Genomic DNA, 23,296 nt, shown 5'->3' with positions numbered 1-23,296 from the left:
CATGCATGCGCATATTATGCGCGGCGAGTCGCGTCTCAGTCGACGTGCGGGTTGAGGTCGGCGGTGGTGAGTGCGGCATTATCGGCACCGTAGGTGGCCAGGATGTCCTTCAGGTAGCCGTTGTCCATCAGGTATTGCATGGACTTCTGGATCGCTTCGGTCAGCTGCGCGTCGTCCTTAGCGATCGCTACGCCCTGTGGAGCAGACTCAAAAGTATCGCCAAGTTGCTCGATCTTTCCGGCGGACTGGGAGCTCGCGTAGCCGATGACTGTGGAGTCCGCGAGCGTCGCGTCGTACTGACCGCCAATGAGCTTGGTTGCGATGTCCGTCTGCAGCTCGTGAGGCATGACCGTGATCTTGCTCTTTCCGGCCGCAACGCACTCCTTGGAGAGGGTGGCTGCATACTCCTCCTGGGCGGTTCCGGTCTGTACTGCGACGGTGGAGCCGCATGGTTCTGAGGGATCAAAATTCTTCGGGTTTCCGGCTGCGACACCCCATGCAGAGCCAACATTGAGGTAGGACACCATGTTGACCTGGTGCTCGCGCTCGGAGGTGATGGTAAACGAAGAGATGCCCACGTCGAACTTGGTACCCAGTGCGGGGATGATCGTCGGGAATTCGGAGTGCTTGGTCTCACCCTCATGCAGGCCCATGACCTTGGCGAGCGCCTTGTTGATGTCGATGTCGTATCCGATGGGGGTTTGCCCGTCGGCATCCATGTATTCCGCGGGAGCGTAGCCGGTCGAGGCTCCATTGCGGAGAGTGCCCCGCTTCTTGATGTCCTCCGGTACTAGCGCCGCAATCTCGTCGACGGTCGGAATTGCTGATACGTCATAAGAGGTGTGTGCTGCGTTTGTCGCGGTCGAGTCCTTCGAGTCTGTGCCCTGCGTGTCCGTGTTGGTCGTTGGGTCGGCGCAGGCTGCGAGTGCTGCGGCCGTCGCGGTCAAGGTGAGGACTGTCAGAATGTTCTTCGCGTGCATGATTATGTTCCTCGGTATCCGTGTGTCAGCTAGAAGATGTACTGAATATGCAAGCACTCGCATAGTATGCATGTCTAGTGTGTCTCGGATCGTGGATATGTCAAGTGGGCAAGCACCCGGTGCTTGCCCACTTGATAGCGTCGCTTAGTTGCCTCGAAGAGCTCGGCGCGACGGCTTCGCGCGTAGAGGGTCGATGCCCTTCGGGATCGGAGGTTCGCCGGAGCGAAGTGCGTTGATGCGCGCGGAGACCTGAGGAACCTCCTCGGGAGTCAATACGTTCTTGAGCTTGCGAAGCTCTCGCTGAAGATCCTTGAGTGCCACCTGGCCCTCGTCGCGGCCCACTTGGATCTGATGGACGGGGACGTTGCGCATCACCTTCGTCACCCGCTTTGCCTCGGCCTGGAGAAGCGGGCGCACCCGGGATGAGGGGCCCTCGGAAATGAGGACGACGCCGGCGCGGCCGACGATGCGCCAGACGAGGTCCTGCTCGCGCGTGTAGGCAACAGGCTGCTCCGGAATCACCCAGCCGCGCTGAATCTGAGACAGGGCCACCTTGACGGCACCGGCTGTGTCCTCAACCTGGGAATACAGCGCACGGCGCGCCAGGAGGCTCAGAAGTGCGAGAGCGGCGGTGAATGACCCCATGATGCCGACAACGAGCCAGCCAATCCACGAGGTGTTGCTGAGCCACGCTACCAGCATGAAGGCGGTGATGACTGCTGCGGCTGTTCCGAGAAGCATCCACGGGAGCGCGGGGTATGTGCGTGCGGTCAGGCGGTATGCGTCGAGGATGTTCTGGTAGAAGCGCCTCTTAGCGGGGGGATTCGATTCACTCATAGCGCCATTATTCTATGCGGAGAAGATAAGTGAAAGCGCCCGTCCGACCAGGCGCTTTGTGACATGAGTTGCATCACATAAATCATCTTTGGACAATGGGTTCATGAACATCGGCGGATATGAAGTCGGACAGGTCTTTCACATCGGCAGCTCCGGTCCGATGTGGAGGACACGCACCGAAGACGGTGATGCTTTGCTCGCGCTCCGTTCGTCACGCGAGGGGGAGCGGTGCCTCGCGCGCTGGAAGGCCTGGGCATCCGTTAACTCACGCCACGTGGTCGCCCTGCGCGACGTTGTGCGCTCTGACGATGGCCGCTGGGCGATCGTTGAGGACTACGTCGTCGGACGAACGCTCGACACTGAACTAGGTTCGCCCGACTTGCGCCCGATCGCAACACGGCGCCAGATCATACAGGGGGTAGCGGCGGGATTGAGTGCCCTGCACTCCGCGGGGATCGCACACGGAGACCTGACGCCGGCCAACATCATGATCACGCCCGAAGGGCGCGCAGTCATCATCGACCTCATTGATGAGATCGGTGAGGGGCAAGGGACCCCGGGCTGGAGCCTCGACAGTAGCGGCACGGATGTCGATCGCCAATGCCTCGCTCGCATCGCGACTCTGCTGAACATGGACGAGGAACTGACGCACCTGGGTGTTGCGGACTCATCCGTGAGCGACGCGGGGGACACTCGCACGGTCGGCGAGCCCGACGAGCACGTCATCGTGCGCGAACCCGTCGATCCTGAGCGCGTGATCGCGCAGTTGCGGGCGGCTGCGCTGCGCGAGGACACCCAGATCGACGCAGCGTCGACGCCGCTCGCCGTACCCACGTCTACGCGCCGGCGGCACGCGTCTGGCAGAGTGGCGGGCGCCCGCCTCAGGACGCTCAGTGTGCTCGCCGCCGGTGTCATCGCTATCGTCGCAGGCGTCTCGATCGTAGCCTACGGACTGCGGGAGGCAACACCGAGCGTGACGGCGGAAAGTACACCCGAGCAGGCGGCCAGCGTACAAAGCTCTGCGCAGAGTGTGGCCGCGTGTGACGCGTCCTCGCTGTCCGCCACGATCAACCGCGCCATCCGGACCCGAGACGAGGCGGTGATGAACGGCGACGCAAGTGCTCTCGATGCGGTCCTGGGCGGGGAACTTCTGGAACAGGACAGAGCGCGCATTGCGTCGATGCAGGCTGAAGGGGTGCGCGTGACCGAGCTGTCATCGCACGTTGGAGACGTATCCGTGCTCTCCTGTGAGCCGGGCGCGATCGAGGTCGGCGCGACGCTTACCCTTCAGTCTTCGCAAACGTGTCGCTCGAGTGGATGCGAAACACGCGACACACCCACAGCGACGGAACTCGTGATCCGCATCGATCCCGTGTCCGGCAAAGTCGTGAAGGCGCAGCCAGTCGAGTCAGGCACGGGGCAAAGTGGCTCGGGACCGGGCAATGCGGGGTAGCTGGAAATAGCGATGGGGTGGATCCGCCAAGCGGACCCACCCCATCATGCGCGACGAGTGGCGATCACAGGCCCAGGTCGGCCTCGAACGCTCCTTCCTCAAGACGCTTCTTCACATCCATCAGGAAGCGCGAGGCGTCCGCGCCGTCGACCAGACGGTGATCGTAGGACAGCGACAGGTACACCATCGAGCGAATCGCGATCACGTCGGTGCCGTCGGCTCCCTTCATGACGACGGGGCGCTTGACGATCGTGCCGACACCCATGATCGCGGTCTCGGGCATGTTGAGGACCGGCGTATCGAAGAGCGCGCCGCCCGAACCGGTGTTGGTCACCGTGAACGTCGAGCCGGAGAGCTCATCGGGCCCGATCTTCGAGTCGCGGGTACGGGCCGCCAGGTCGTTGATCGACGCGGCGATACCGGCGATGTCCTTGTCACCCGCGTTCTTCATGACCGGTACGAGGAGACCGCGCGGCGTATCGACGGCGATGCCCACGTGCTCGTAGTCGAAGTACGTGACCTCCTTGTCGTTGATGGTCGCGTTGATCTTCGGGTGGTAGGCGAGGGCCTCGGTTGCAGCCTTCACGAAGAAGGGCAGGAAGGTTAGCTTGGTGCCGTGCTTGGCTAGGAAGGCATCCTTCGAGCGTGCGCGAAGGACGGCAACCTTGGTGACGTCAACCTCGATGACCGTGGTGAGCTGTGCGGCGGTCTGAAGCGACTCGACCATGCGGCGCGCGATTGTCTGACGCAGACGCGACATCTTTTCGGTCGTGCCGCGCAGCGGCGAAGGCTCGCGAACGGCGGCGGGCTGCGGGGCTGCCGGGGCAGCCGGAGCCTCGGGAGCCGCGGGCGCTGCAACGGCGGCACGTGCAGCAGCCGCAGCGGCCTCAACGTCCTCGCGACGCACGCGGCCACCGACACCGGTGCCCGATACGGTTGCCAGATCAACGCCGAGCTCGCGGGCAAGCTTGCGCACGATTGGGGTCACGTAGACGGAGCCGGTCACGGCAGCGGAAGTTTCGACGACCGGGGCGGTGGAAGCCGTCTGAGCGAGCGTCGAAGCGTTCGGGAACGGGTCAACCGGCGCGGCCGGTGCCACGGGGGCGGCGGGAGCAGCAGGTGCGGTGGGTGCCGCGGGAGCAGCCGGCGCAGCAGGTGCGGCAGCCTCGGCGGCGGGAGCAGCAGAGGGAGCCGATGAGGAGATGATCGCGACGACGGTGCCAACCTCGACGGTCTCGTCCTCGGGGACGCGGATCTCAGCGAGGAAACCGGCGACGGGGGAGGGGACCTCCGAGTCGACCTTGTCCGTGGACACCTCGAGCAGCGGCTCGTCGGCCTCGACGGCGTCGCCCACGGACTTCAGCCACGTGGTGACGGTGCCCTCGGTGACGGACTCGCCCAGCGCGGGCATGCGCACCTCGGTGCCCTGGACCGGAGCGGCGGCAGCGGCAGGCGTCGCAGCCTCGGCGGGCGTTGGCGCGGGAGCCGGTGCCTCGTTGGCGGCGGCGGGAGCAGCGGTGGGGGCTGCCGACGCCTCGGAGGCGTCGCCAATACGAGCGATCTCGGTGCCAACCTCGACGGTCTCATCCTCGGGGACCAGGATCTCCAGCAGGACGCCGGCGACGGGGGAGGGGACCTCGGAGTCGACCTTGTCCGTGGACACCTCAACGATGGGTTCGTCGAGCTCGACGGTGTCGCCGACCTGCTTGAGCCACGTGGTGACGGTGCCCTCGGTGACGGACTCGCCCAGAGCGGGCATGGTCACTGAAGTTGCCATGTGTGTTCTCCTAATAAAGATTGTCGGTCAGTTGTGGACGTGGAGCGGCTTGCCTGCCAGCGCCATTGCCGCTTCGCCAAGCGACTCGTTCTGGCTGGGATGCGCGTGGATCAGGGAAGCGACGTCCGAGGGATACGCCTCCCAGTTCACCATGAGCTCGCCCTCACCAATCTGCTCGCCGATGCGCGCGCCGATACCGTGGAAGCCCACGATCGGACCGCCCTCGACGGAAACCAGCTTGATGATGCCCGATGTGGCCAGGATAGACGACTTTCCGTTTCCGGCGAGGTTGTACTCGACGGTGCGCACCTGGTCACCAAACTTGTCGCGCGCCTGCTTCTCGGTCATGCCGACGGAGGCGATCTCCGGCTCGCAGAAGGTGACGCGCGGGATGTTGATATCGGCCTGCATCGTCGGGTTTAGGCCGGCGATCTCTTCAGCGACGAAAATGCCCTGCATGAAGCCGCGGTGCGCGAGCTGTAGGCCGGGGACGATGTCGCCGACCGCGTAAATGTTGCCGACGCCGGTGTGCAGACGATCGTTGGTGATAACGAAGCCACGATCCAGGGTGATGCCGGCCTGCTCGTAGCCCAGGCCCTCGGTGACGGGGCCACGACCAACGGCGACCAGGAGGACGTCGGCGTCGAAAGCCTTGCCGTCTTCGGTCGTGACGTGCACGCCCTGCTCGTTCTGGGTCGCCGAGGCGAAGCGCGTGTTCGTGTGGAACTTGATGCCGCGCTTACGGTAGGCGCGCTCGAGCTGCTTGGAAATGGCCTCATCCTCGTTGTTGGCGAGGTGGGGCAGAGCCTCGATGATGGTGACTTCGGCACCGAAGCTGCGCCACACGGAAGCAAACTCCAGGCCGATAACGCCGCCGCCGAGGATCACCGCAGAAGAGGGGACCCAGTCCATCTGAAGGGCCTGGTCGGAGGAAATCACGCGCCCACCGATCTCGAGGCCGGGAATCGAGCGGGAGTAGGAGCCGGTGGCCAACACGATGTTGCGGCCGGTGATGCGCTGACCGTTGACCTCAACGGTGCTTGCGTCGGCGAGGCGACCCCAGCCGGAGATGACCTCAACATTGCGGGACTTAAGCAGACCCTGCAGACCCTTGTACAGGCCCGAGATGACCGAGTCGCGGTACTTGCCCACCTGAGCCATGTCGATGCCATTGAAGGTGGATGCGACGCCGAACTTCGACGACTCGCGCACGGCCTCGGCAGTCTCAGCGGCGTGCAGGTACGCCTTCGTCGGGATGCAGCCGCGGTGCAGGCAGGTGCCGCCCACCTTATCGCCGTCGATGAGGGCGACCTTCATGCCGAGCTGCGCAGCGCGCAGGGCGGTCGCGTAGCCGCCGGAACCCGCACCCAGAATGACAATGTCGTAGGTCGATTCGCTCAAGGTCTAAAACTCCTTGTTGATGAGCCGAAGCTCAGATGGTTGTTTTCATGGCGGGCCTCACGGTCCTCGTAGGCCCATTGTCCCACGTTTGTGTAACGCTGTCTTGAAGCTTGATGTTCCGTCGCGGTGTATCAGGCCACATGGGGTTCCTTCTGTTTGAAGGTCTCGCCAATGCGATGCGTAGCTTCTGTGCTCTCGGTAGGATCGGTGTCGTGCACGGACATGACACAACGAATAAGGCCGCCGGTGTGGGCGATCAGCGCCCGCCGTCGCTTGGACTGGGCCGCATCATCATCGCAATGTTCTGGCTTCTCGGAGCCTGGATCCTCGTCATGGCCATCCTTGACCTTTTTCAGGCCCAGGGGCAGGCGTGGGGTCCGCGCATCGTCGCACTGCTCGCGGGTATCGATTATCTCGTCGCGGCCACGGCGCTGACGCACAATGGGAGGCGTATGCGCTTGGTTGGCTGGGTGACCATTTCGCTGTCGATCGCTATCCCGATCATCCTCTGGGTCGCGTCGCTTGGCCTTGATGAACTGAATTCGGCTCGCTCCGCATGGACTGGCTTCGGTGCGGACTTCTTTTACCTTCCGCTCGTCGTGTCGATCATTGGACTGATCTGGATGTGGCGCTCGAACCCGCGCAGGATTGTCTCTCTCGCGGAGCAGGTCGAGCGCCCTTCGGTCCCGTGGAAAGCGGGCTGAGCCACGGCCTCGTCAAGGGGTGAACGACAGTAAACGAGGCTCGGTGGAGCGATTCACCCCGAGCCTCGTTTGCTGTCGCCTATCGGGGGTTAGACGCCTCCCGGGAAGCCGAGCTGACGCCAGGCCTCGTACAGGACTATCGATGCGGAGTTCGCTAGGTTGAGGGAACGCACGCCTTCAACCATCTGAATGCGAACACGATCGCGCACACGCGAATGGTTCATCGCTTCTTCGGACAGCCCCACTGATTCGCGCCCAAAGAGAAGGCCGTCGCCATCCGCATAGGTGACGTCGGAGTACATGGTGGTGGCGTGACCTGTGAGCGCCCAGACGCGTCCCGGGACCTGGGCGAGCGCGTCATCCAATGAATCGTGGACCCGCACGTGTGCGAGGTCGTGGTAGTCCAGTCCGGCACGGCGAAGTTTCGCGTCATCCATGTCGAAGCCCAGGGGCTTGACCAGGTGCAACATCGATCCCGTGCATGCGGACAGTCGAATGGCGGCCCCCGTGTTCCCGGGGATTTCCGGCTCCCAGAAAATAATGTGCAGCATAATCCTCACGCCTGGTGGGTGACGGTCAGTGATGCGCGGGCAATCGTGTGCTCGAGTGCCACAAACGAGGCCATGGTCGGGGTCGCGTCGTCGTCCAGCCCCAGGGAATCCGTGTCGAGAGCGTGCACCGTGAATACGTAGCGGTGGGGGCGGTCGCCGACTGGAGGAGCGGCCCCGAAGTAGGATGCTTCTCCCGCGTCGCCACGCAGGTGGAATGCCGGTCCGTCCAGCATGAGGTCGGAGGCTCCAGCGCCTGCCTCCAGGTGAGTCATGGACGCTGGAATGTCGAGGATCGCCCAGTGCCACCAGCCCGAAGGGACCGGAGCATCCGGATCGAAACAGGTCAGCATGAAGCTCGCCGTCTCTTCCGGGAAGTCGCTCCACGTGAGGTCTGGGGAGAGGGAACCTGCCTCGGCGGTCGCCGACTCGGGCATCGGCGCTCCGTCGGTCAGGACGCTCGACGTCAGTGTGAATGTGGGAACGTCCATGCTTTCGTAGGGGGTGGGGGCGACGGGGCGCTGATCGATGTTCATGCGTGCTCCTTTTCTCGGTGCATCCATTGTGTCCTATTCGCGCGTGATCGGTGTTCGGGACGCAGGTGTGTGAGCGTGCTTCTACACTTCTACTATCGAACAGATGTTCTATTGTTGGGAGGGGGAGTGATGACCGATGCGCATGCGCGGCTACTCGCTGCCCGCGACGTCTTGAACCGTGCCGAACGGGCTGTTGGCCTGCGAGCGCACGACGACATTGAGGGCGTGAAGTCTGCGCCCTCTCCCGTTGTCCTGGGGCCGATGGGCAGAGCTGAACTCATTCGCTTACTCATCTCGGTGTGCCCGTCCGGCGGTTGGATTAGCTTCTGCGGAGTCGGCGATATTGGCTGGGAGTGGGCTGCCCAGCAGGGGATGGAACTTGACCGTGTGCTCGTGCTGAACGCGGAAAAGGAACATCAGGTGGGTGACCTGTGCTCCCTTCTCATAGATGCCTGCGACGTTGTCTGTCTTGACCTTCCCGAACTGTCCGGTCCGCAACAGCGGACCCTTGCGGCACGGGCCCGATCAATGGGACGCACCATCGTGACTCTTCGACCCTGGCGGGGGCTTTCTCGAGCCCCGCAGGAGCGACGGCGAATGCGGCTGGTGGTATAGGTGCGTGACATGGTGGTGTGGGTGCCCGACTGGCCCGTCCACTGCCTCGTGGTCGACCTGCCGCCGGGTGGAGCCGGAGCCGTCGTACACGGCGAACGAATAGAGGTGGCCAGCGCGGCGGCTCGGCGCGCCGGAGTCAGGAGCGGCATGAGCGTGCGGGAAGCGACGTATTTATGCCCCGATCTCCTCTGCCTGCCGCGAGACCCTGATCGCGAGGCCAGGGCGTTTAGCGCGGTTGTCGATGCATTCGACTCGGTGGCGGCCGGGGTCGAGTGCGTGCGACCGGGCTTGGCCAGGTGTCGGGCGCGAGGCCCCGCCCGCTGGCACGGAAGCGAGGAGGGTGCTGCCTCAGCTCTGGTGTCGGCGATCGAGGAAGCTGTTGGAGTCGAATGCTTCGTGGGTATTGCGGACGGCCCGGTCGCATCCCTAGAGGCGGCGCGCGAGGGGCGCATCGTCCCCTCCGGCGACAGCCAATCATTCCTGGGGCGTATTCCGTTACGTGATACGCTGTGGGCCTTTCCTGCGGCGATGGTCGACAGGGCGGCAGACGCTATCGAGCTTCTGCAGGGACTGGGCATCCTGACCTGTGCGGATTTTCTGGCACTGGGGCGCGCGCGAGTGTGCGAGCGTTTTGGGGACGTCGGTGAGCAGCTCTGGATCCTTGCATCCGGAGGCGACAGCGCCATTGCGCCTGCCGAACGCATCCAGCCCGACATTACGATGGAGAGTGAGATCGATGCAGGCGGGGAATCCGTCGACACGATGATGGTCCCCATTTCGCGCATCGCGCGAGACCTCGCGCAAAGGTTGGGACAGGGTGGACTTGTCTCGCAGACGCTGCGCATCGACGTGGAGGACGCCGGAGGCGGTCAGCGAACTCGCACGTGGAGTGGATGCGATGTGTGCGCGGCTGACGAGGTTGCTCTGCGCGTGCGGTGGACGCTCGCGGGATGGACGTCCGGCATCGAAGGGCCCAGTGGAGCGGTAACCTGCATACGCGTCACAGCATGTGATCCACGGGCGGGGCGCAGTGCGTCAGCGCTGTGGGGGCGTGCAGACCGTGAGCGTGACGTCTCACGCAGCGTCGTGCGCATCCAGGGCATGGCGGGGCCGGACGCGCTGCTGGTGCCGCGCGTGCAGGGAGGATACGATCCGCGTAGCCGTGTCGTGATGGCCAGATGGGGCACTAAGCCCCGCCTGCGTCCGCGTGAGGGAGCGTGGGAGGGTTGCATATCCCAGCCTCCGGCAACGCTTTTCGATGTGCCTGTGCGGGTGAGGATTGTCAGCGCGTCGGGTGCGTTCGACAATGTGCGCGTAGACCAGAGGGGAGCACTGAGCGCGGCTCCCGCCTATCTAGTGGCTGAACATGACTGTTCGCTTTCCTCCTCAAGGAGGGGACGGCGCGTTGCAATCGTCCGTGTGGAGGGCCCCTGGCCGGTGGGGGGACGCTGGTGGGTCGAGGAACGTCCTCGCGCCTACATGAGGGCTTTGCTCGAGGATGGTCGGGACGTTCTCCTTGTCTGGAAGGATGGTGAATGGGCGATGGAAGGGTTGGCCCAGTGAGCCGGTGCCGGGCGACAGGGTGTGCCGTAGACTGAAAGGATGGTATCCCTGTCGCACGCGCTGGCCTCGATGTCGGATGACGACATGATGGCGCTCGTCGGACCAGCGACGTGGGCTAACGGCCTGCGCTTGGCCCGTAGTGGTGCCGTTCGGGAATTCTCTTGGGACGAGGACGGGCAGCAAGCACAGGCGCGCGTCAAGGAAGCCGGGCTGACCTATCGCGTGCGTATCACTGATGGAGCGCTGCGGCCGTCTCTGGCGTGCGGGTGCCCGCTGCGAGGGGACTGCCCACACGCGGTTGCGACCCTCATCGTCGGGCGCGAAGATGCGCGTGAAAAGCGCAGTAGCGTGCCCGAATGGAGTCGCATTCTGGCCCAGATGCTGGGCGCAGACCGCGATCGCATGGGTGAGCCGCTGGCACTCGTGATCGACGCTCATGATCCTGGCGAGGAGCCTTCTCTTATTCCGCTTCGCCGTGGCGTGTCATCTCGGTGGACGACGAAGAGGGCCTCATGGCTCGATCTGACGGCGACCCAGTGGGCGTCCGTGACAGACGGGCTCGATCCGACGCACGTCTCGCTGATGCGCGAGGGGTACCGCTTCTCGCGCGAATCGCGTTCGTGGCATTCGCGCACGGAAGTGACACTCACTTCGCTAGGCGAGCATGCTTACGTGTGGCTGGCGCGCCTCGTTCGGGCAGGTGTCGAACTCTACGCGTCGCCCGAGGCCGACGAGCAGGTGGTGCTGTCGCACGCGACGTGGGACGCAGACATCGATGTTCGCGCCGGTGACGACGGCCTCGAGGTCGGGGTCGTCGCACGCAACGGTGGCGACGTCATCGCGAAGCCTCGAATCGATCGGGACGCGAGCGTTTTGTTGCTGGATGGGGGACGAACGATCGCACGTATCGAGGGGCTTGGCGCTCTTGAGGGCTTTCCGCTGGATCACGGACTCCTTATTCCTGCGGCAGACGTCGCCGAGTTCCGGGGCACGTGGCTCCCGGCGCTACGCAGGCGTTTCTCGATGGCCTCCTGTGATGGGAGTTTTGACGCCGATGCGCGGCCCGAGGTTGGCCTCGTCGCGACGGTGCGCCGCGACAACGAATCGGTTGTGGTGCGATGGTGGGCTGAATATCAGCAGGGAGAGTCGCGCTCGCGCACTCCCGTTTCCCACTGCGCGCAGGACGAGGCCGTGGCAGCCATTGTTCGCCGTGTCGACTCGTGGGGGCGTGCGCGTGACGCGAGCCTGTGGACCGCCCCTCCGCACGCGGGTAGGCTCTCTCCGTGGCTCGTTCCGGCCTTCCTGGACCACTTCGTCGACCGTGAGGTCGTGGACGGCCTCGTGTGGGATGTTGCTCAGGATGTGCGCGGGATCGACGTGAACGATGATGGCTTTGATGTCGACCTGAACGTGGATCTTGCCCAGCGCGACTGGTTCGACTTGAAGATGCGGCTACGCCTCGGTGACGTCACGATCAGCGTTCGTGATGCGCTTGAAGCGATCGCCAACGGGCAAGACTACGTCGAGGTTGGGGGCGTGTGGGTGCGCCTGGATGGAGAACGCGTCCGATCGTTGGCTGTGCTCTTGGAAGAGGCTCGCACCCTGGTGCCTTGGGATGGCGATGGTATTCGACTGACACCCATGCAGGTCGGGATCGTTGATATGCTCGCGAGCGCATCCGACCGGGTGAGCCTGAGCGACGCCTGGCGTTCGCGTATCGCGCCTCTGCGAGGGGGTTCGACCGACACGGGGTTACCTCCCATCGCTTCGTTGAGTTCGATTCTGCGCCCGTACCAGCGTCGAGGACATGCGTGGCTGACGGCGCGTCTGGCGCGCGGTATCGGCGGGATCTTGGCGGACGACATGGGCCTGGGAAAGACCGTTCAGATCCTGTCGGCCGTGGCAGCCTTGCGCGCTGAGAAGTCCGAGGACGCGCGCGCACCGGTTCTCGTCGTCGCGCCGACATCCGTCGTTGGCGTGTGGATCGAACAGGCACGTCATTTCATGCCGGCGCTGAGCGTGCGTGCGGTGACTGAAACGGCCACCCGCCGCGGTACGACGATCGCGCAGGAGGTCATGGGCGCAGATATCGTCGTCACCTCCTACACGCTGGCACGCCTGGAAGCGCAGCAGTGGAACCGGGTGAGCCTCGGTGGCATCGTCATCGACGAGGCGCAGGCGGTGAAGAATCCTCGCACAGCCACCTACCGGGCACTGCGCGATCTCGAAGCACCGTGGAAACTGGCGGTGTCGGGCACCCCGATTGAAAACTCACTGAGCGACCTGTGGTCACTCCTGTCGCTCACCTGCCCGGGACTTCTTCCTCCGTGGGACGTATTCCAGCAGCGGGTGCGCAGGCCCATCGAAAACGGTGTGGACCCGTCGATGCTGGAGCGTCTCAGTGCCTACGTCGCGCCCTTCGTTTTGCGGCGCACGAAAGAGGAGGTCGCCCCCGATCTTCCCGACAAGATCGTCGACGTTGTGCGCGTCGATCTGGGCAAGGAACACCGTCACATCTACGATCAGTACCTCGTCCGCGAGCGCGCGCGGATCCTCGACCTGTTGCGCGACGTGGAAACGAATCGAATGACCGTGCTCGCCTCGATTACGAGGCTGCGGCAGCTGGCACTTGACCCGGCCCTCGTTGAAGAGTCGTTCGCGCACGTCGGCTCGGCGAAGATCGAGTACCTGGCGGACCGCCTGGATGAGATCGTGCCGCTGGGTCACCGGGCGCTGGTCTTCAGCCAGTTCACGTCGTTCCTGGCGCGCATTCGTCACGTGCTGGAGCGGCGCGGCATCTCGGTCGTTCAGCTGGATGGGTCCACGCGCGGCCGAGCCGAGGTCATTGAGAGGTTCCGGGTGGGGCAGGCTCAGGTGTTTTTGATTTCGCTCAAAGCTGGTGGCTCGGGCCTGACGCTGACGGAGGCCGACTACGTCTACGTCATGGATCCGTGGTGGAATCCTGCTGCCGAAGAACAGGCCATTGATCGAGCTCACCGCATCGGTCAGACGAAGAAAGTGAACGTCTATCGCATGGTCGCGTCGGATACAATCGAGGCGAAGGTCGTGGAGTTGCAGGACCGGAAGCGTCAGCTTATCTCGTCGGTCATGAACGGTACCGGAACGGGCGCTCGGCTCAGTGAGGCTGACCTGCGTGGCCTCCTCGACTAGTTGGCTGTTGCACCCTTGGGGCGTACGGCGATCTTGAGGCCTGCGCGCGTTCGCACGGCATCAAGAGCGCTACTGACCTGGGTGAGGGCGTACTCGTGCGTGATGAGCGCCGAGAGGTCAACGCGTCCGCTTGAGAGTGCTTCGACGGCGCCGGCGTAGTCGTCAAGTGTTGCGTTGGCGCTGCCGCTGATGGTCAGCTCGCGGTAGTGAACGAGGTTGGGGTCGATCGAGGCCACCGCGCCGGCGGGGAAGCCAGCGAAGAAGGAGATGTGGCCGCCGATGCGCGCGCACTGGGCCGCGATTGGGACGAGGCCGGGGTCGCCGACAGCGATGATGACGACGTCTGCTCCCATTCCGTTGCTCCACTCCAGGACCTCGTCGACGAGCGTGTCGCCCTGAGCGTCAGTCGTTACCTGCGCGCCCATTGTGCGCGCCGGCTCAAGGCGCGCCGCCCGACCGCACGCCATGACGTGGGCTCCCGCGTCAGCTGCGAGAGCGCAGTGGATCAGGCCGATGGGTCCGGTTCCCAGGATAAGAATGCGCGCATGCGAGTCGATGGGCAGACGGGTCGTGGCGCGCATGCAGCACGAGAGTGGCTCTGCCAGTGCGAGGAGGGGTGGGGCGATCTCGGCAGCGACGGGAGTGATGCATGCGAGGGCCGCTTCCGGCACGAGAATAAGGTCCGCAAGCCCGCCGTCAACTCCCGTTCCAAACAGGCGCATGTTCGCGCACACATTGGAGCGGCCACTGGCGCATGGCTCACAGTGCCCGCAGGCGATCTCCGGCGCGAGGCCGACTTGCGTTCCCGGCGCGGGGACGTCAATGTTCGCGGTAAGCCCGTCTCCCAGGCGCCAGACGCGGGCTGCGATTTCGTGGCCGAGGACGACTCCGCGGCGCACGCCGTTCGTCTTCTGTCCCGTCGCGATACGCAGGTCCGTGCCGCACAGGGTCGTCGCCTCGACGGAGAGGAGAACGTCGCGCGGGCCGAGCTTTGGGATTGGGCGTTCTTCGAGTGTGAGGGCACCGGGGGAGTGAAGAGACGCCGCGAGCATGGAGGTCATGCGTCCAGGATACGGCGTGCGTGTGGCGTGAGGGGTGCATCCTGGCGACGGATGCCCCCGCGAGGGTCGGTCGGGGCAGCGCGCCGCTGATCGAACACATGTTCTATATAATGGGTTGGTGAGCACGGAACGACGCTACGCAGAACTGCATGCGCACAGCGCTTTCACCTTCCTGGACGGGACCGATGAGCCCGCACGGATGGTGGAGGAGGCTGCACGCCTGGGCCTTGATGCCCTCGCGATTCTCGACGTCGATGGCATGTATTCGACGGTCCAGACGACCATGGCAGCTCGCGAGGTTGGGCTGCCGATCGTCTACGGGGCTGAGCTAACGCTCACGCCAGATGCTCTCGGGGGAGTAATCCCGGGCTCCTCTGCTGCTGGATGGGGACTCGAGAACGGATCGGAGTATCCGGGGATGCGCCTGCCCGTCTTGGCTGCCAGCCCCATCGGTTATGCGAACCTGGTGGGATCCATGAGCGAACGAGCGCTGTCCGTGCCGGGAGAGCGCAAACCTCGCCACAGCCTCGTCGATCTGAGCGAGGCCGGAGGGGATCTTGTCGTCCTGACCGGCGGGTGGCGTGGCCCGCTGATGCGCGCGTTACGAGCAGGAGGAACTGAGTCAGCGAGCCGAGTCCTCGACGCACTCGTGGACGCATTCGGGCGCGAGCGCGTCCTCGTCGAATGGCAGGCCGTGCGCGGAGACGATGCTGAGGTCGCAGATTCTCTTGCGGATCTCGCGCGCGCTAGTGGAACCCGGCTAGTGGCAACCACCGGAGCGCGCATGTCCTCGCCCTCGAAGCAAGCTCTCGGAGACATTTTGACGGCCACCCGCCTCGGCCTGTCGTTAGACGAGGCAGAAGCGCACCTCGGTGCTCATCGTTCATTCCTGCGCTCACCCGCCGAGATGACGAGACTGCACGGGGCTCACCCCCAGGCCCTCGACAATTCCTGCGAGGTCGCGGCCTCGTGTGCCTTTGATCTACGCCTTATTGCCCCGCGCCTGCCTCGCACCCGGGTGCCCGAGAGGCACACCCCGGATAGCTGGCTCGCGCATTGCGCATTCGAGGGTGCCCGCGAGCGCTATGGATCGCGCGCGCAACACCCCCGTGCGTGGGAGACGATTGACCGCGAACTGGGGATTATCGAGCGCCTTGGCTTTGCGGGCTACTTCCTCATCGTCAAAGAAATCGTCGACTTTTGCGGCCGCAACGGCATCCTGTGCCAGGGGCGGGGCAGCGCTGCTAACTCGGCGGTGTGCTACTGCCTGGGGATTACGGCAGTGGACGCGGTGCGTCATAATCTCCTATTCGAGCGTTTTCTCTCGGACGCGCGCTCGGGGCCACCTGACATCGACGTCGACATTGAAGTGTGCCGACGCGAAGAAGTCATCCAGTACGTCTATGAGACTTTTGGGAGGGAGCGTGCGGCGCAGGTCGCAAACGTCATCACGTACCGCCCGCGCTCTGCGATCCGTGACGTGGCGCGCGCCCTCGGATACCCGGCCGGCACTGCCACTGCCTGGTCCCAGGGCAGGGGGCAGGCACCCTCCCTCGTTGACGACGCGGCCCGAGCGCTCGCCCGCTTGCCCAGGCACATGGGGATCCACTCGGGAGGCATGGTGCTCACCGATCAACCGGTCTCGCGCATCTGCCCAGTTGGGTGGGCCGCGATGCCCGGGCGCACTGTCCTGCAGTGGGATAAGGAGGACTGCGCGGATGCGGGCCTTGTGAAGTTTGACTTGCTCTCCCTCGGAATCCTAACCGCGCTTCGCGTCGCTTTCGACGAACTTCAGGCGGATGATCCGAGGGTGTGCCTGCAGACGAAGAAACACCTGCGTGGCTGGGCAACACGAGTCGTCCACGGGCGCGGGGATCGCCCCCTGGGCTTGCACACCCTGCCGGAGGATGATCCGCGTGTCTACGACCTGTTGTGCGCAGCCGACACAGTCGGGGTCTTTCAGGTGGAGTCTCGCGCACAGATGAATACTCTCCCAAGGCTCAAGCCGCGCTGCTTCTACGACATCGTCGTGGAGGTGGCTCTGATTCGCCCCGGTCCGATCCAGGGGCGCTCCGTCAATCCGTATTTACGTCGCCGATCGGGACGCGAGGAAGTCACCTACCTGCACCCGCTCCTCGAACCTGCGCTGCGCCAGACGCTCGGCGTGCCGCTCTTTCAAGAGCAGCTCATGCGCATCGCGACGGACGTGGCAGGTTTGTCGGGCGCTCGCGCCGATCAACTGCGTCGCGCGATGGGCGCAAAACGTAGCCCAGAGCGCATGGAAGCCCTCAAGAAAGACCTGATGGAGGGGATGCGCGAGCGAGGAATCGACGCTCCCATCCGCGAGCGGATCTTCGAGCAGCTCAAGGGCTTCGCGGACTTTGGATTCCCGGAATCCCATTCCTTTTCCTTCGCGCACATTGTGTACGCGTCGTCGTGGCTCAAGGTGCATGCCCCCGAGCACTTTTACGCCGCGATTCTGGCATCGCAGCCAATGGGTTTCTACTCTCCGGCGACCCTTGTGCAGGACGCGCGCAGGCACGGGGTGCGCGTGGTGGGTCCTTCGGTGAACGATTCACTCATCGATGCGAGCGTGCAACGAGTGGGGGGTGGGGAAGCGGGGGAAGACTATCGCGAAGGGCGCGCCGACCCGCTTCCATCTCGCGGCGTTGTGCCCCTCGATGTTGATAGCGGACTTGTGGTGCGTATTGGCCTGGCTCAGGTGCGAGGCCTGGGTGCCACCGCTGCGCGCATCGTCGAGGCGAGGCGTGGGGGAGCGTTCACGAGTCAGGCGGACCTTGCTCGGCGAGCCCACGTGAGTGCCTCTGCCATGGAAAAGCTCGCGATGGCTGGTGCCCTCGAGTGCCTCGGCGTGGGGCGGCGCGAGGGGGCGTGGGCGGCCGCTGCACTCGCTCAGCCCAGTGCCAGGGCAGGGCAGTGGCAGCCGTTTCTTCCAGGGACAGAGGTCGGAGCCACTGTGCCCGAGCTGCCGTCGCTGTCGATTGCGGAGCTCATGGGTTCGGATGTTGCATCGACCGGACTGACCCCGGGGGAGCATCCTTTTGCCTACGTGCGCGACGCTTTACCTGAGTCTGTCCTGCGGTCCGGCGATCTGGGACAGCACCTGGCCGGATGCATCGTCGATATCGCCGGTATCGTGACACACCGACAGCGCCCTCACACGGGTGGAGGAATCACCTTTCTAAGCCTCGAAGACGAGACGGGTTTCGTCAACGTCTCCGTCTCGGTGGGGGCGTGGAAGAAATTCCGGCGCGTCTGTCTCGAGTCGAGCGCCCTGCTCGTGCGTGGAACGCTCGAGTGGGGCGACGGTGCGATTAACGTGCAAGCCTTTAGGATTGAGGCCGTCGGGCTGCCCGTTGAGGTAAAGTCCCGAGACTTCCGCTAGCTCCCGCTCTGGGACGCGTGGTGGGCCACCCCGTCGAGAATGAACGCGCGTAGTTCCTCGACCGTCGCGCACACGGCATCAGCATCGTCCAGGCCATCCTCGGTCGCATATCCCCAGCCCACTCCGATGACAGGAATACCGGCTTCCTTGGCTCCGCGCACGTCCCAGACGGAGTCACCAACGATAACGGGGTGGGATATGTCGGCCCCGAGCTCCTCCAGGCGCGCGAGCGCTTCGCGGATGACCGTCGCCTTGCTGGATGCCGGGTCGGGGGTTGCTCCGGCGATGACGTCGAAAATACTGGAGAGGCCCAGATGCTCCATCTGTGCCAGCGCCATCGGAGCCTGCTTCGACGTTGCGGTTGCCAGCGCAATGCCGGCACGGTCAAGGTCGTGAAGGAGATCGATGACGCCGGGGAAGGGCTTGGGATCAAGAAAGTGGGCTTGATATCGGGACCGGTAACCGGTGACGAGGCTGGAGAGCAGCTCACCCTCATATCCCAGGTCGCCGAAGGAATACCAGAGCGGAGGGCCGACATAGGTGCGAAGGCGCTGGTCGTCGGGGATCGGAAGATTGAAGTCTGACAGTGCGCAACGAAATGCGTCCATCACGGCTGGAGCGGAATCGACGATCGTTCCGTCGACGTCAAAAAGGACAACAGAAATAGATAAAGACACGTGGCTCCCCCGCGTTGTTGGTGCTTTCTTAGTCACTATGCCCTATTATCCCGGGAGAGGCATCCGACACGACCACGAAGGGGGAGACATGGAAACACGACCGCGTCTGACGCCAATTGTCCAGGCCAATAGCGCGCGCGCTGCCGCGTGGCGAGTCTTCTTCGAAGCGTCCGGGCGCCTGCAGGGCATTCTCGAGACGCGCCTCAAGCGCACCTACGGCGTCTCCATGCCCGACTACAATATTCTCCTGGCGCTGTGGGAAGCCCCCGCTCATCGCCTGCGCATGGGGGAGCTGGCCGAACGTGTCGTCTATTCGCCCTCGCGCGTGACCTACCTCGTGTCAAATCTGTCGCGCGATGGGTGGGTGGAACGCGTCCCGTCGGAGACAGACCGACGCGGCTATGACGCGTGTTTGACGACTCAGGGGATCGAAACTGTGCTTGCTGCCACAGAGCTGCATCAGCAGACCGTCAGTGAGTATCTCCTGGATGGCATGACGGATGACGATATCGACGCAATTGCAAAGGTTTTTGCGACTCTCGACTCGCGTCTGCGCGGTGGCGGAAAAGACTCCTAGTTTCGATTGGCGCGCATTGCCCGCATCGTGTTAAGCTTCTACTCGCTTGCGGATCGCAACGGTTCGCATCGCTCACCTGCGCGGGTGGCGGAATAGGCAGACGCGCTAGCTTGAGGTGCTAGTCCTCATTTTACGAGGGTGGGGGTTCAAGTCCCCCTCCGCGCACGAGATGCCCCGGGGCCGAAAGGCTCCGGGGTTTTTCATATCACCGACGAGGAGGCGCCGTGCGTATTGATATGTGGCTCGACACCTGCGACCCCTGGAGCTACCTGGGTCTGCGACACCTGCGTGCCGCTCTCGAGCAATTCGAGCACCGTGACGAGGTTGAGGTTTACCTGCACGCGTTTCTTCTCGAACCGGATATGGAAGCGTCTATCGACAAGCCTCGCATCGTCGCCCTGGTCGAGTCCGGTGCCGCAACGCTCGAGGAGGTGCGCGAGGCCGATGAGCGAATGCAGGCACTCGGCGCACGAGAAGGTATCCGTTTCGACTTCGACAGCCTCGTTATCGCACCGACATCGCGCGCGCACCGTGTAATTGCCGCCGCGCATGAAGCCGACATCGACGCAGATACCGTCACCGGCCCATCCTCGCTGCAGCTCAAGGTAGCCGAGGCCATCATGCGCGCTCACTTCGAGATGGGTCTGGACATCTCACACCCGGACGTTCTCATCGGGTGCGCGCAGGACATTGGAATGGAACCCGAACTCGCCGCGCACGCCGTCGGCGACGAAGAATGGGCCTCCCACGTCTATTCTGATTTCCAGGTGGCGATGCACATGGGCGTTGCCGCCGTGCCGACCTACGTCTTCGATGCTCAGTTCCTCGTCGACGGACACCAAACGACAACCGCATTCACCAACATTCTGGCAACCGCCTGGGAGCAGTCTCGAAAGGATCGCGCATGACCGACAAGGACACCACTACGTCGAACGCCGCCGGGGGGCCGCCCAGTCCGATGGAACTCGTGCGGGAGTTCCACCGCACGTACTCCGTGCCGATTCGTTCGTTCGACGATCCGACGCTGTCCTACGATCGCGTTGGGATGCGCATGAGCCTGATCGCCGAAGAGTTCGCCGAGCTTATGGGAGCCGTCTACGGCAAGCGCGCTCGAGCCATCATTGAGGAGGCCACCGCCGAGGCCGTCGCGTCGGACGACGGTGAACGCGACGTCATCGAGGCCGCCGACGCTCTGGCCGATCTCATCTACGTCATCTATGGCATGGCAATCGAGTCGGGCATGGACCTGGACTCCGTGCTTGCTGAGGTGCAGGCCTCGAACCTGTCGAAGCTCATGCCCGACGGCTCCGTCAAGCTCCGTGACGACGGCAAGGTACTCAAGGGGCCGAACTTCTTTCCACCGAATGTTGCCCGCGGCCTGGGAATCGACGAGAAGTAGGAGTTATTCAGCTCGGACTAAAGTCCCTAGCACGCGCGTTTGCGCCCGCTAGGTGACACAATAGACGCGGTCCAGTCATAAGGAGGAAAGACATGGCACGCGTCGCAGTCATTGGCGGAGGATACGGAGGCGTCACGGTCGCCAAGGGGCTCGATCCCCTCGCGGACGTTGTTCTCATCGAACAGAAGGACCAGTTCGTTCACCACGCGGCGGCTTTGCGCGCCGCAGTCGATACGGTCTGGGAGCATGCGATCTTCATGCCCTACACGAATCTCCTGACTCGCGGCGAGGTCGTGCGCGGCACGGTCTCGCGCGTCGATGGCACCACCGTCCACGTCTTCGGGCATGACCCGATCGAAGCCGACTACGTCGTCTTCGCGACCGGCTCCACCTACCCATTCCCCGCCAAGTACTCGTCGTACCGTTCCTCCGTTGCCAAGGCTCGCCTCGAGCAGCTGCACGAGAATCTGGGTCGAGCCCGCTCCGTCATGATTGTCGGTGGCGGCACCGTCGGCATCGAACTGACCGGAGAACTCGCGAACGCATTCCCGGGCCTGGACATCACGATTGTCGAGGCCTCCGACCAGATCCTGGGCACGCCCGGATACACGGACGCCCTCCGCCAGGAGATCGGCGAGCAGCTCAGTTCCCTTGGCGTGCGCGTCGTGACCGGCTCCGAGCTCGCCTACCTGCCTCCGCAGAACGTCGGCGACCTCAGCCACTTCATGGTGCAGACCAAGAAGGGCGACGTCATCGAGGCCGACCTGTGGTTCCAATGCTACGGCGCTCGCGCCAACACCGGTTTCCTCATCGGTAGCGGCTACGAGGCCGTCATGAATCCGAACGGAACCATCCGTGTGGATGACACGATGCAGGTCGTGGACCACCCGAACGTCTACGCCGTCGGAGACCTGACCGACGTGCGCGAATCCAAACGCGCTGACGCGGCGCGCCAGCAGGCGCGCGTCGTGATTGCAAACATCACCGCACAGATCGAGGGCGAAACCCCCGATGCCGTTTACCAGCCCACGAAGGAATGGGTCATCTTGCCCCTCGGCCCGAACATGGGTGCGTCGCAGCTTCTCGACGCGGATGGACACACCCGTATCCTTGGTGCGGATCAGACCGCGGAGATCAAGGGCACGGACCTCATGGTGTCCGTCATTCGTTCGCAGCTCAACCTCCCCTGATAAAGTGTGCCGTCTCACGGTAGGATGCATGCTATGACTGGAGATCCTCGCCGCGCGCTGACGCGCCTGCTCAACGCTTTCGAAAACCACTTCGACATCGCTCGCGATGGAGACGAGGCTGACGACGCCGCGCTCGAAGCAGCCGAGTTGGCGCTGCGCGACGCCTTCTTCACCTACGACGACATTCTTTTCACCCGGCTGGGTGTGGAGTTACCCTTCGATATCCTTGAGGATTCCGATGAGGATGAAGACGAGGACTACGTCGACGACGATGAGAGCGACGAGGACGACGATTTCATAGAAGTCGACGACTGATCGAACTCTCCGGTCGTGAGACTATGACGTGGGGCCCGAACCCTTTGGTTCGGGCCCCACGTCTGTACATGCTGGCTGCTCAACGACACGCCAGCGGCTACGTCGATACCGCCCGGGCAGGGTGTGCGTGTTCGCTAGGCGAAGGCCTACTGCGCGGCGACCTCCGTGAGAACCTGGCGGATCGGGGCGGGAAGCGGCTCCGAAAAATCGAGAAGCATATCGAGCTGGCGCCGGGTACGCGGTCCGATGAGAGCGGCGCTGACGCCCGGGTAATCCCTCACCCAAGCCAACGCGACATCGGCGGTCGAGCGTTCGAGGCCCACTGCTGCACGCGACGCCGCCTCGATGACCGTGCGTGCGTGGCCTTCCAAGTAGGGTTCGACCATGTGACGCAAATGCGGTGACGCGGCGCGCGAATCGGCCGGAGTCGTGTGGCGATACTTACCGGTCAGAGCCCCTCCAGCAAGCGCGGACGCGGCGATCACGCCGATGCCCCGGCTCGACAGCTCTGCGATCGTGTGCGCCGCGGACGCGTTCGCCAAAGAGAAGGGTGCCTCGACAAGCGAAATAGGAGCAGAAGCGCCCAACGCCCCGCGCGTCACGGCCTCTGCGAGCTGCCAGTGGGATGCGCGCGACAAACCGACGTAACGCGCGCGGCCGCTGCGGTAGGCAAGGGTCGCGGCCTCGAGTGTCTCTTCGAGCGGGACTTCCGCTTGGGGTTCGACGAGCCAGACGTCGACGTAGTCTGTGTCGAGCCTGGCGAGAGCGTCGTCGAGGCTCCGCAGGAGATCCCCGCGGCCCGCCGCGCCCACCCAGGTGCTTTCGCCTGCGCGCCGAACAGCACCTCGCCAGGCAAGCGCGACGCGGTGACGGCCGACGGATGCGAGCGCCTCGGACAAGACGTCAACGGCAATCCCGTCGCCGTGCGTGGGAGAACACTCGACGAGGTTTCCACCAGCATCGACAAAAGTCGTGAGCATGTCGTGGGCCTCGGGTCCATCGGTATCGCGACCCCACGTGAGGGTGCCCAATCCGAGAACGGACAGGTAGAGCCCGCTGCGACCACATTGCTTGAGTTCCATGCCT

20 protein-coding genes and 1 tRNA gene are annotated in these 23,296 nt (G+C 64.1%); 12 read left to right on the top strand and 9 right to left on the bottom strand.

Annotated elements, in window-relative coordinates:
• Positions 1-35: 35 nt before the first annotated feature.
• Together RDV55_RS10375 and RDV55_RS10370 are read right to left on the bottom strand one after the other, a co-directional pair.
• A complete protein-coding gene (locus RDV55_RS10375; RefSeq protein WP_111824200.1) occupies positions 36-980 on the bottom strand; it encodes an ABC transporter substrate-binding protein in 945 nt (314 codons plus the stop codon).
• Between the two features lie 144 nt (positions 981-1,124).
• Positions 1,125-1,817, bottom strand: a complete 693-nt coding sequence (locus RDV55_RS10370) for a DUF4191 domain-containing protein (protein ID WP_111824201.1) — start codon at positions 1,815-1,817, stop codon at positions 1,125-1,127.
• Positions 1,818-1,920: 103 nt separating this feature from the next.
• On the opposite strand from RDV55_RS10370, the gene RDV55_RS10365 reads away from it, so the two are divergent.
• Positions 1,921-3,270, top strand: a complete 1,350-nt coding sequence (locus tag RDV55_RS10365; RefSeq protein WP_111824202.1) for a protein kinase domain-containing protein — start codon at positions 1,921-1,923, stop codon at positions 3,268-3,270.
• Between the two features lie 64 nt (positions 3,271-3,334).
• Here the strand turns inward: RDV55_RS10365 and sucB are convergent, their stop codons facing one another.
• Positions 3,335-5,047 carry a 2-oxoglutarate dehydrogenase, E2 component, dihydrolipoamide succinyltransferase gene (sucB, locus tag RDV55_RS10360; RefSeq protein WP_111824203.1) on the bottom strand — a complete coding sequence of 571 codons (1,713 nt, stop codon included), beginning with the start codon at positions 5,045-5,047 and terminating at the stop codon, positions 3,335-3,337.
• Between the two features lie 27 nt (positions 5,048-5,074).
• Positions 5,075-6,448 carry a dihydrolipoyl dehydrogenase gene (lpdA, locus tag RDV55_RS10355; RefSeq protein ID WP_111824204.1) on the bottom strand — a complete coding sequence of 458 codons (1,374 nt, stop codon included), beginning with the start codon at positions 6,446-6,448 and terminating at the stop codon, positions 5,075-5,077.
• A 212-nt stretch (positions 6,449-6,660) separates the two neighbouring features.
• Here lpdA and RDV55_RS10350 point away from each other — a divergent pair, with 212 nt between their 5' ends.
• Positions 6,661-7,152 (top strand): hypothetical protein, encoded by a 492-nt coding sequence (locus RDV55_RS10350; protein WP_174703835.1) that lies wholly within the window; start codon positions 6,661-6,663, stop codon positions 7,150-7,152.
• Between the two features lie 89 nt (positions 7,153-7,241).
• Here the strand turns inward: RDV55_RS10350 and RDV55_RS10345 are convergent, their stop codons facing one another.
• Entirely contained in the window at positions 7,242-7,703 is a 462-nt protein-coding gene (locus RDV55_RS10345; RefSeq protein WP_111824205.1) for a tRNA (cytidine(34)-2'-O)-methyltransferase, read from the bottom strand.
• Positions 7,704-7,708: 5 nt separating this feature from the next.
• Positions 7,709-8,236 carry a YbhB/YbcL family Raf kinase inhibitor-like protein gene (locus RDV55_RS10340; protein ID WP_111824206.1) on the bottom strand — a complete coding sequence of 176 codons (528 nt, stop codon included), beginning with the start codon at positions 8,234-8,236 and terminating at the stop codon, positions 7,709-7,711.
• Positions 8,237-8,365: 129 nt separating this feature from the next.
• On the opposite strand from RDV55_RS10340, the gene RDV55_RS10595 reads away from it, so the two are divergent.
• From RDV55_RS10595 to RDV55_RS10330, 3 genes are read left to right on the top strand one after another with little or no spacing between them, the layout of a single operon-like run.
• Positions 8,366-8,851, top strand: a complete 486-nt coding sequence (locus RDV55_RS10595) for an ImuA'/RecA-like NTPase (RefSeq protein ID WP_111824207.1) — start codon at positions 8,366-8,368, stop codon at positions 8,849-8,851.
• Positions 8,852-8,860: 9 nt separating this feature from the next.
• Entirely contained in the window at positions 8,861-10,414 is a 1,554-nt protein-coding gene (locus RDV55_RS10335; protein ID WP_111824259.1) for a DNA polymerase Y family protein, read from the top strand.
• A gap of 39 nt (positions 10,415-10,453) precedes the next feature.
• Positions 10,454-13,585, top strand: coding sequence for a DEAD/DEAH box helicase (locus tag RDV55_RS10330; protein WP_111824208.1), 3,132 nt, complete (start codon positions 10,454-10,456; stop codon positions 13,583-13,585).
• Here the strand turns inward: RDV55_RS10330 and RDV55_RS10325 are convergent.
• Positions 13,582-14,637 carry an alcohol dehydrogenase catalytic domain-containing protein gene (locus tag RDV55_RS10325; RefSeq protein WP_165835867.1) on the bottom strand — a complete coding sequence of 352 codons (1,056 nt, stop codon included), beginning with the start codon at positions 14,635-14,637 and terminating at the stop codon, positions 13,582-13,584. The genes RDV55_RS10330 and RDV55_RS10325 overlap by 4 nt on opposite strands.
• Before the next feature lie 127 nt (positions 14,638-14,764).
• Between RDV55_RS10325 and RDV55_RS10320 the strand changes: the two genes are divergently transcribed.
• The gene (locus RDV55_RS10320; RefSeq protein WP_111824210.1) at positions 14,765-18,052 is read left to right on the top strand and encodes an error-prone DNA polymerase; all 3,288 of its coding nucleotides are present in this window, start codon (positions 14,765-14,767) and stop codon (positions 18,050-18,052) included.
• Here the strand turns inward: RDV55_RS10320 and RDV55_RS10315 are convergent.
• On the bottom strand, positions 18,049-18,729 hold the full coding sequence (locus tag RDV55_RS10315; RefSeq protein ID WP_111824211.1) for an HAD family hydrolase: 681 nt from the start codon (positions 18,727-18,729) through the stop codon (positions 18,049-18,051). The two genes, RDV55_RS10320 and RDV55_RS10315, sit on opposite strands and share 4 nt — an antisense overlap.
• Before the next feature lie 88 nt (positions 18,730-18,817).
• On the opposite strand from RDV55_RS10315, the gene RDV55_RS10310 reads away from it, so the two are divergent.
• The 6 genes from RDV55_RS10310 (at position 18,818) to RDV55_RS10285 (ending at position 22,210) form a co-directional block, all read left to right on the top strand.
• Positions 18,818-19,306, top strand: coding sequence for a MarR family winged helix-turn-helix transcriptional regulator (locus RDV55_RS10310; RefSeq protein ID WP_174703836.1), 489 nt, complete (start codon positions 18,818-18,820; stop codon positions 19,304-19,306).
• Positions 19,307-19,384: 78 nt separating this feature from the next.
• A tRNA-Leu gene (locus RDV55_RS10305) sits at positions 19,385-19,471 on the top strand.
• 71 nt (positions 19,472-19,542) lie between these two features.
• A complete protein-coding gene (locus tag RDV55_RS10300; RefSeq protein WP_111824261.1) occupies positions 19,543-20,214 on the top strand; it encodes a DsbA family oxidoreductase in 672 nt (223 codons plus the stop codon).
• Complete coding sequence (locus RDV55_RS10295; RefSeq protein ID WP_111824212.1) at positions 20,211-20,705, top strand: pyrophosphohydrolase domain-containing protein; 495 nt, start codon at positions 20,211-20,213, stop codon at positions 20,703-20,705. Before RDV55_RS10300 ends, RDV55_RS10295 begins: the two co-directional genes overlap by 4 nt.
• Positions 20,706-20,797: 92 nt before the next feature.
• The gene (locus RDV55_RS10290; protein ID WP_111824213.1) at positions 20,798-21,895 is read left to right on the top strand and encodes an NAD(P)/FAD-dependent oxidoreductase; all 1,098 of its coding nucleotides are present in this window, start codon (positions 20,798-20,800) and stop codon (positions 21,893-21,895) included.
• A 33-nt stretch (positions 21,896-21,928) separates the two neighbouring features.
• Entirely contained in the window at positions 21,929-22,210 is a 282-nt protein-coding gene (locus tag RDV55_RS10285; RefSeq protein WP_165835865.1) for a DNA primase, read from the top strand.
• A 146-nt stretch (positions 22,211-22,356) separates the two neighbouring features.
• On the opposite strand, the gene RDV55_RS10280 is transcribed toward RDV55_RS10285, so the two are convergent.
• Complete coding sequence (locus tag RDV55_RS10280) at positions 22,357-23,292, bottom strand: aldo/keto reductase (RefSeq protein ID WP_111824215.1); 936 nt, start codon at positions 23,290-23,292, stop codon at positions 22,357-22,359.
• Between the last annotated feature and the right edge of the window lie 4 nt (positions 23,293-23,296).

It is taken from the genome of Schaalia odontolytica (assembly GCF_031191545.1).
Classification (GTDB): domain Bacteria; phylum Actinomycetota; class Actinomycetes; order Actinomycetales; family Actinomycetaceae; genus Pauljensenia; species Pauljensenia odontolytica.
Note: the sequence above shows the minus strand (reverse complement) of the source record. Positions and strands in the feature narration are given on the sequence as shown.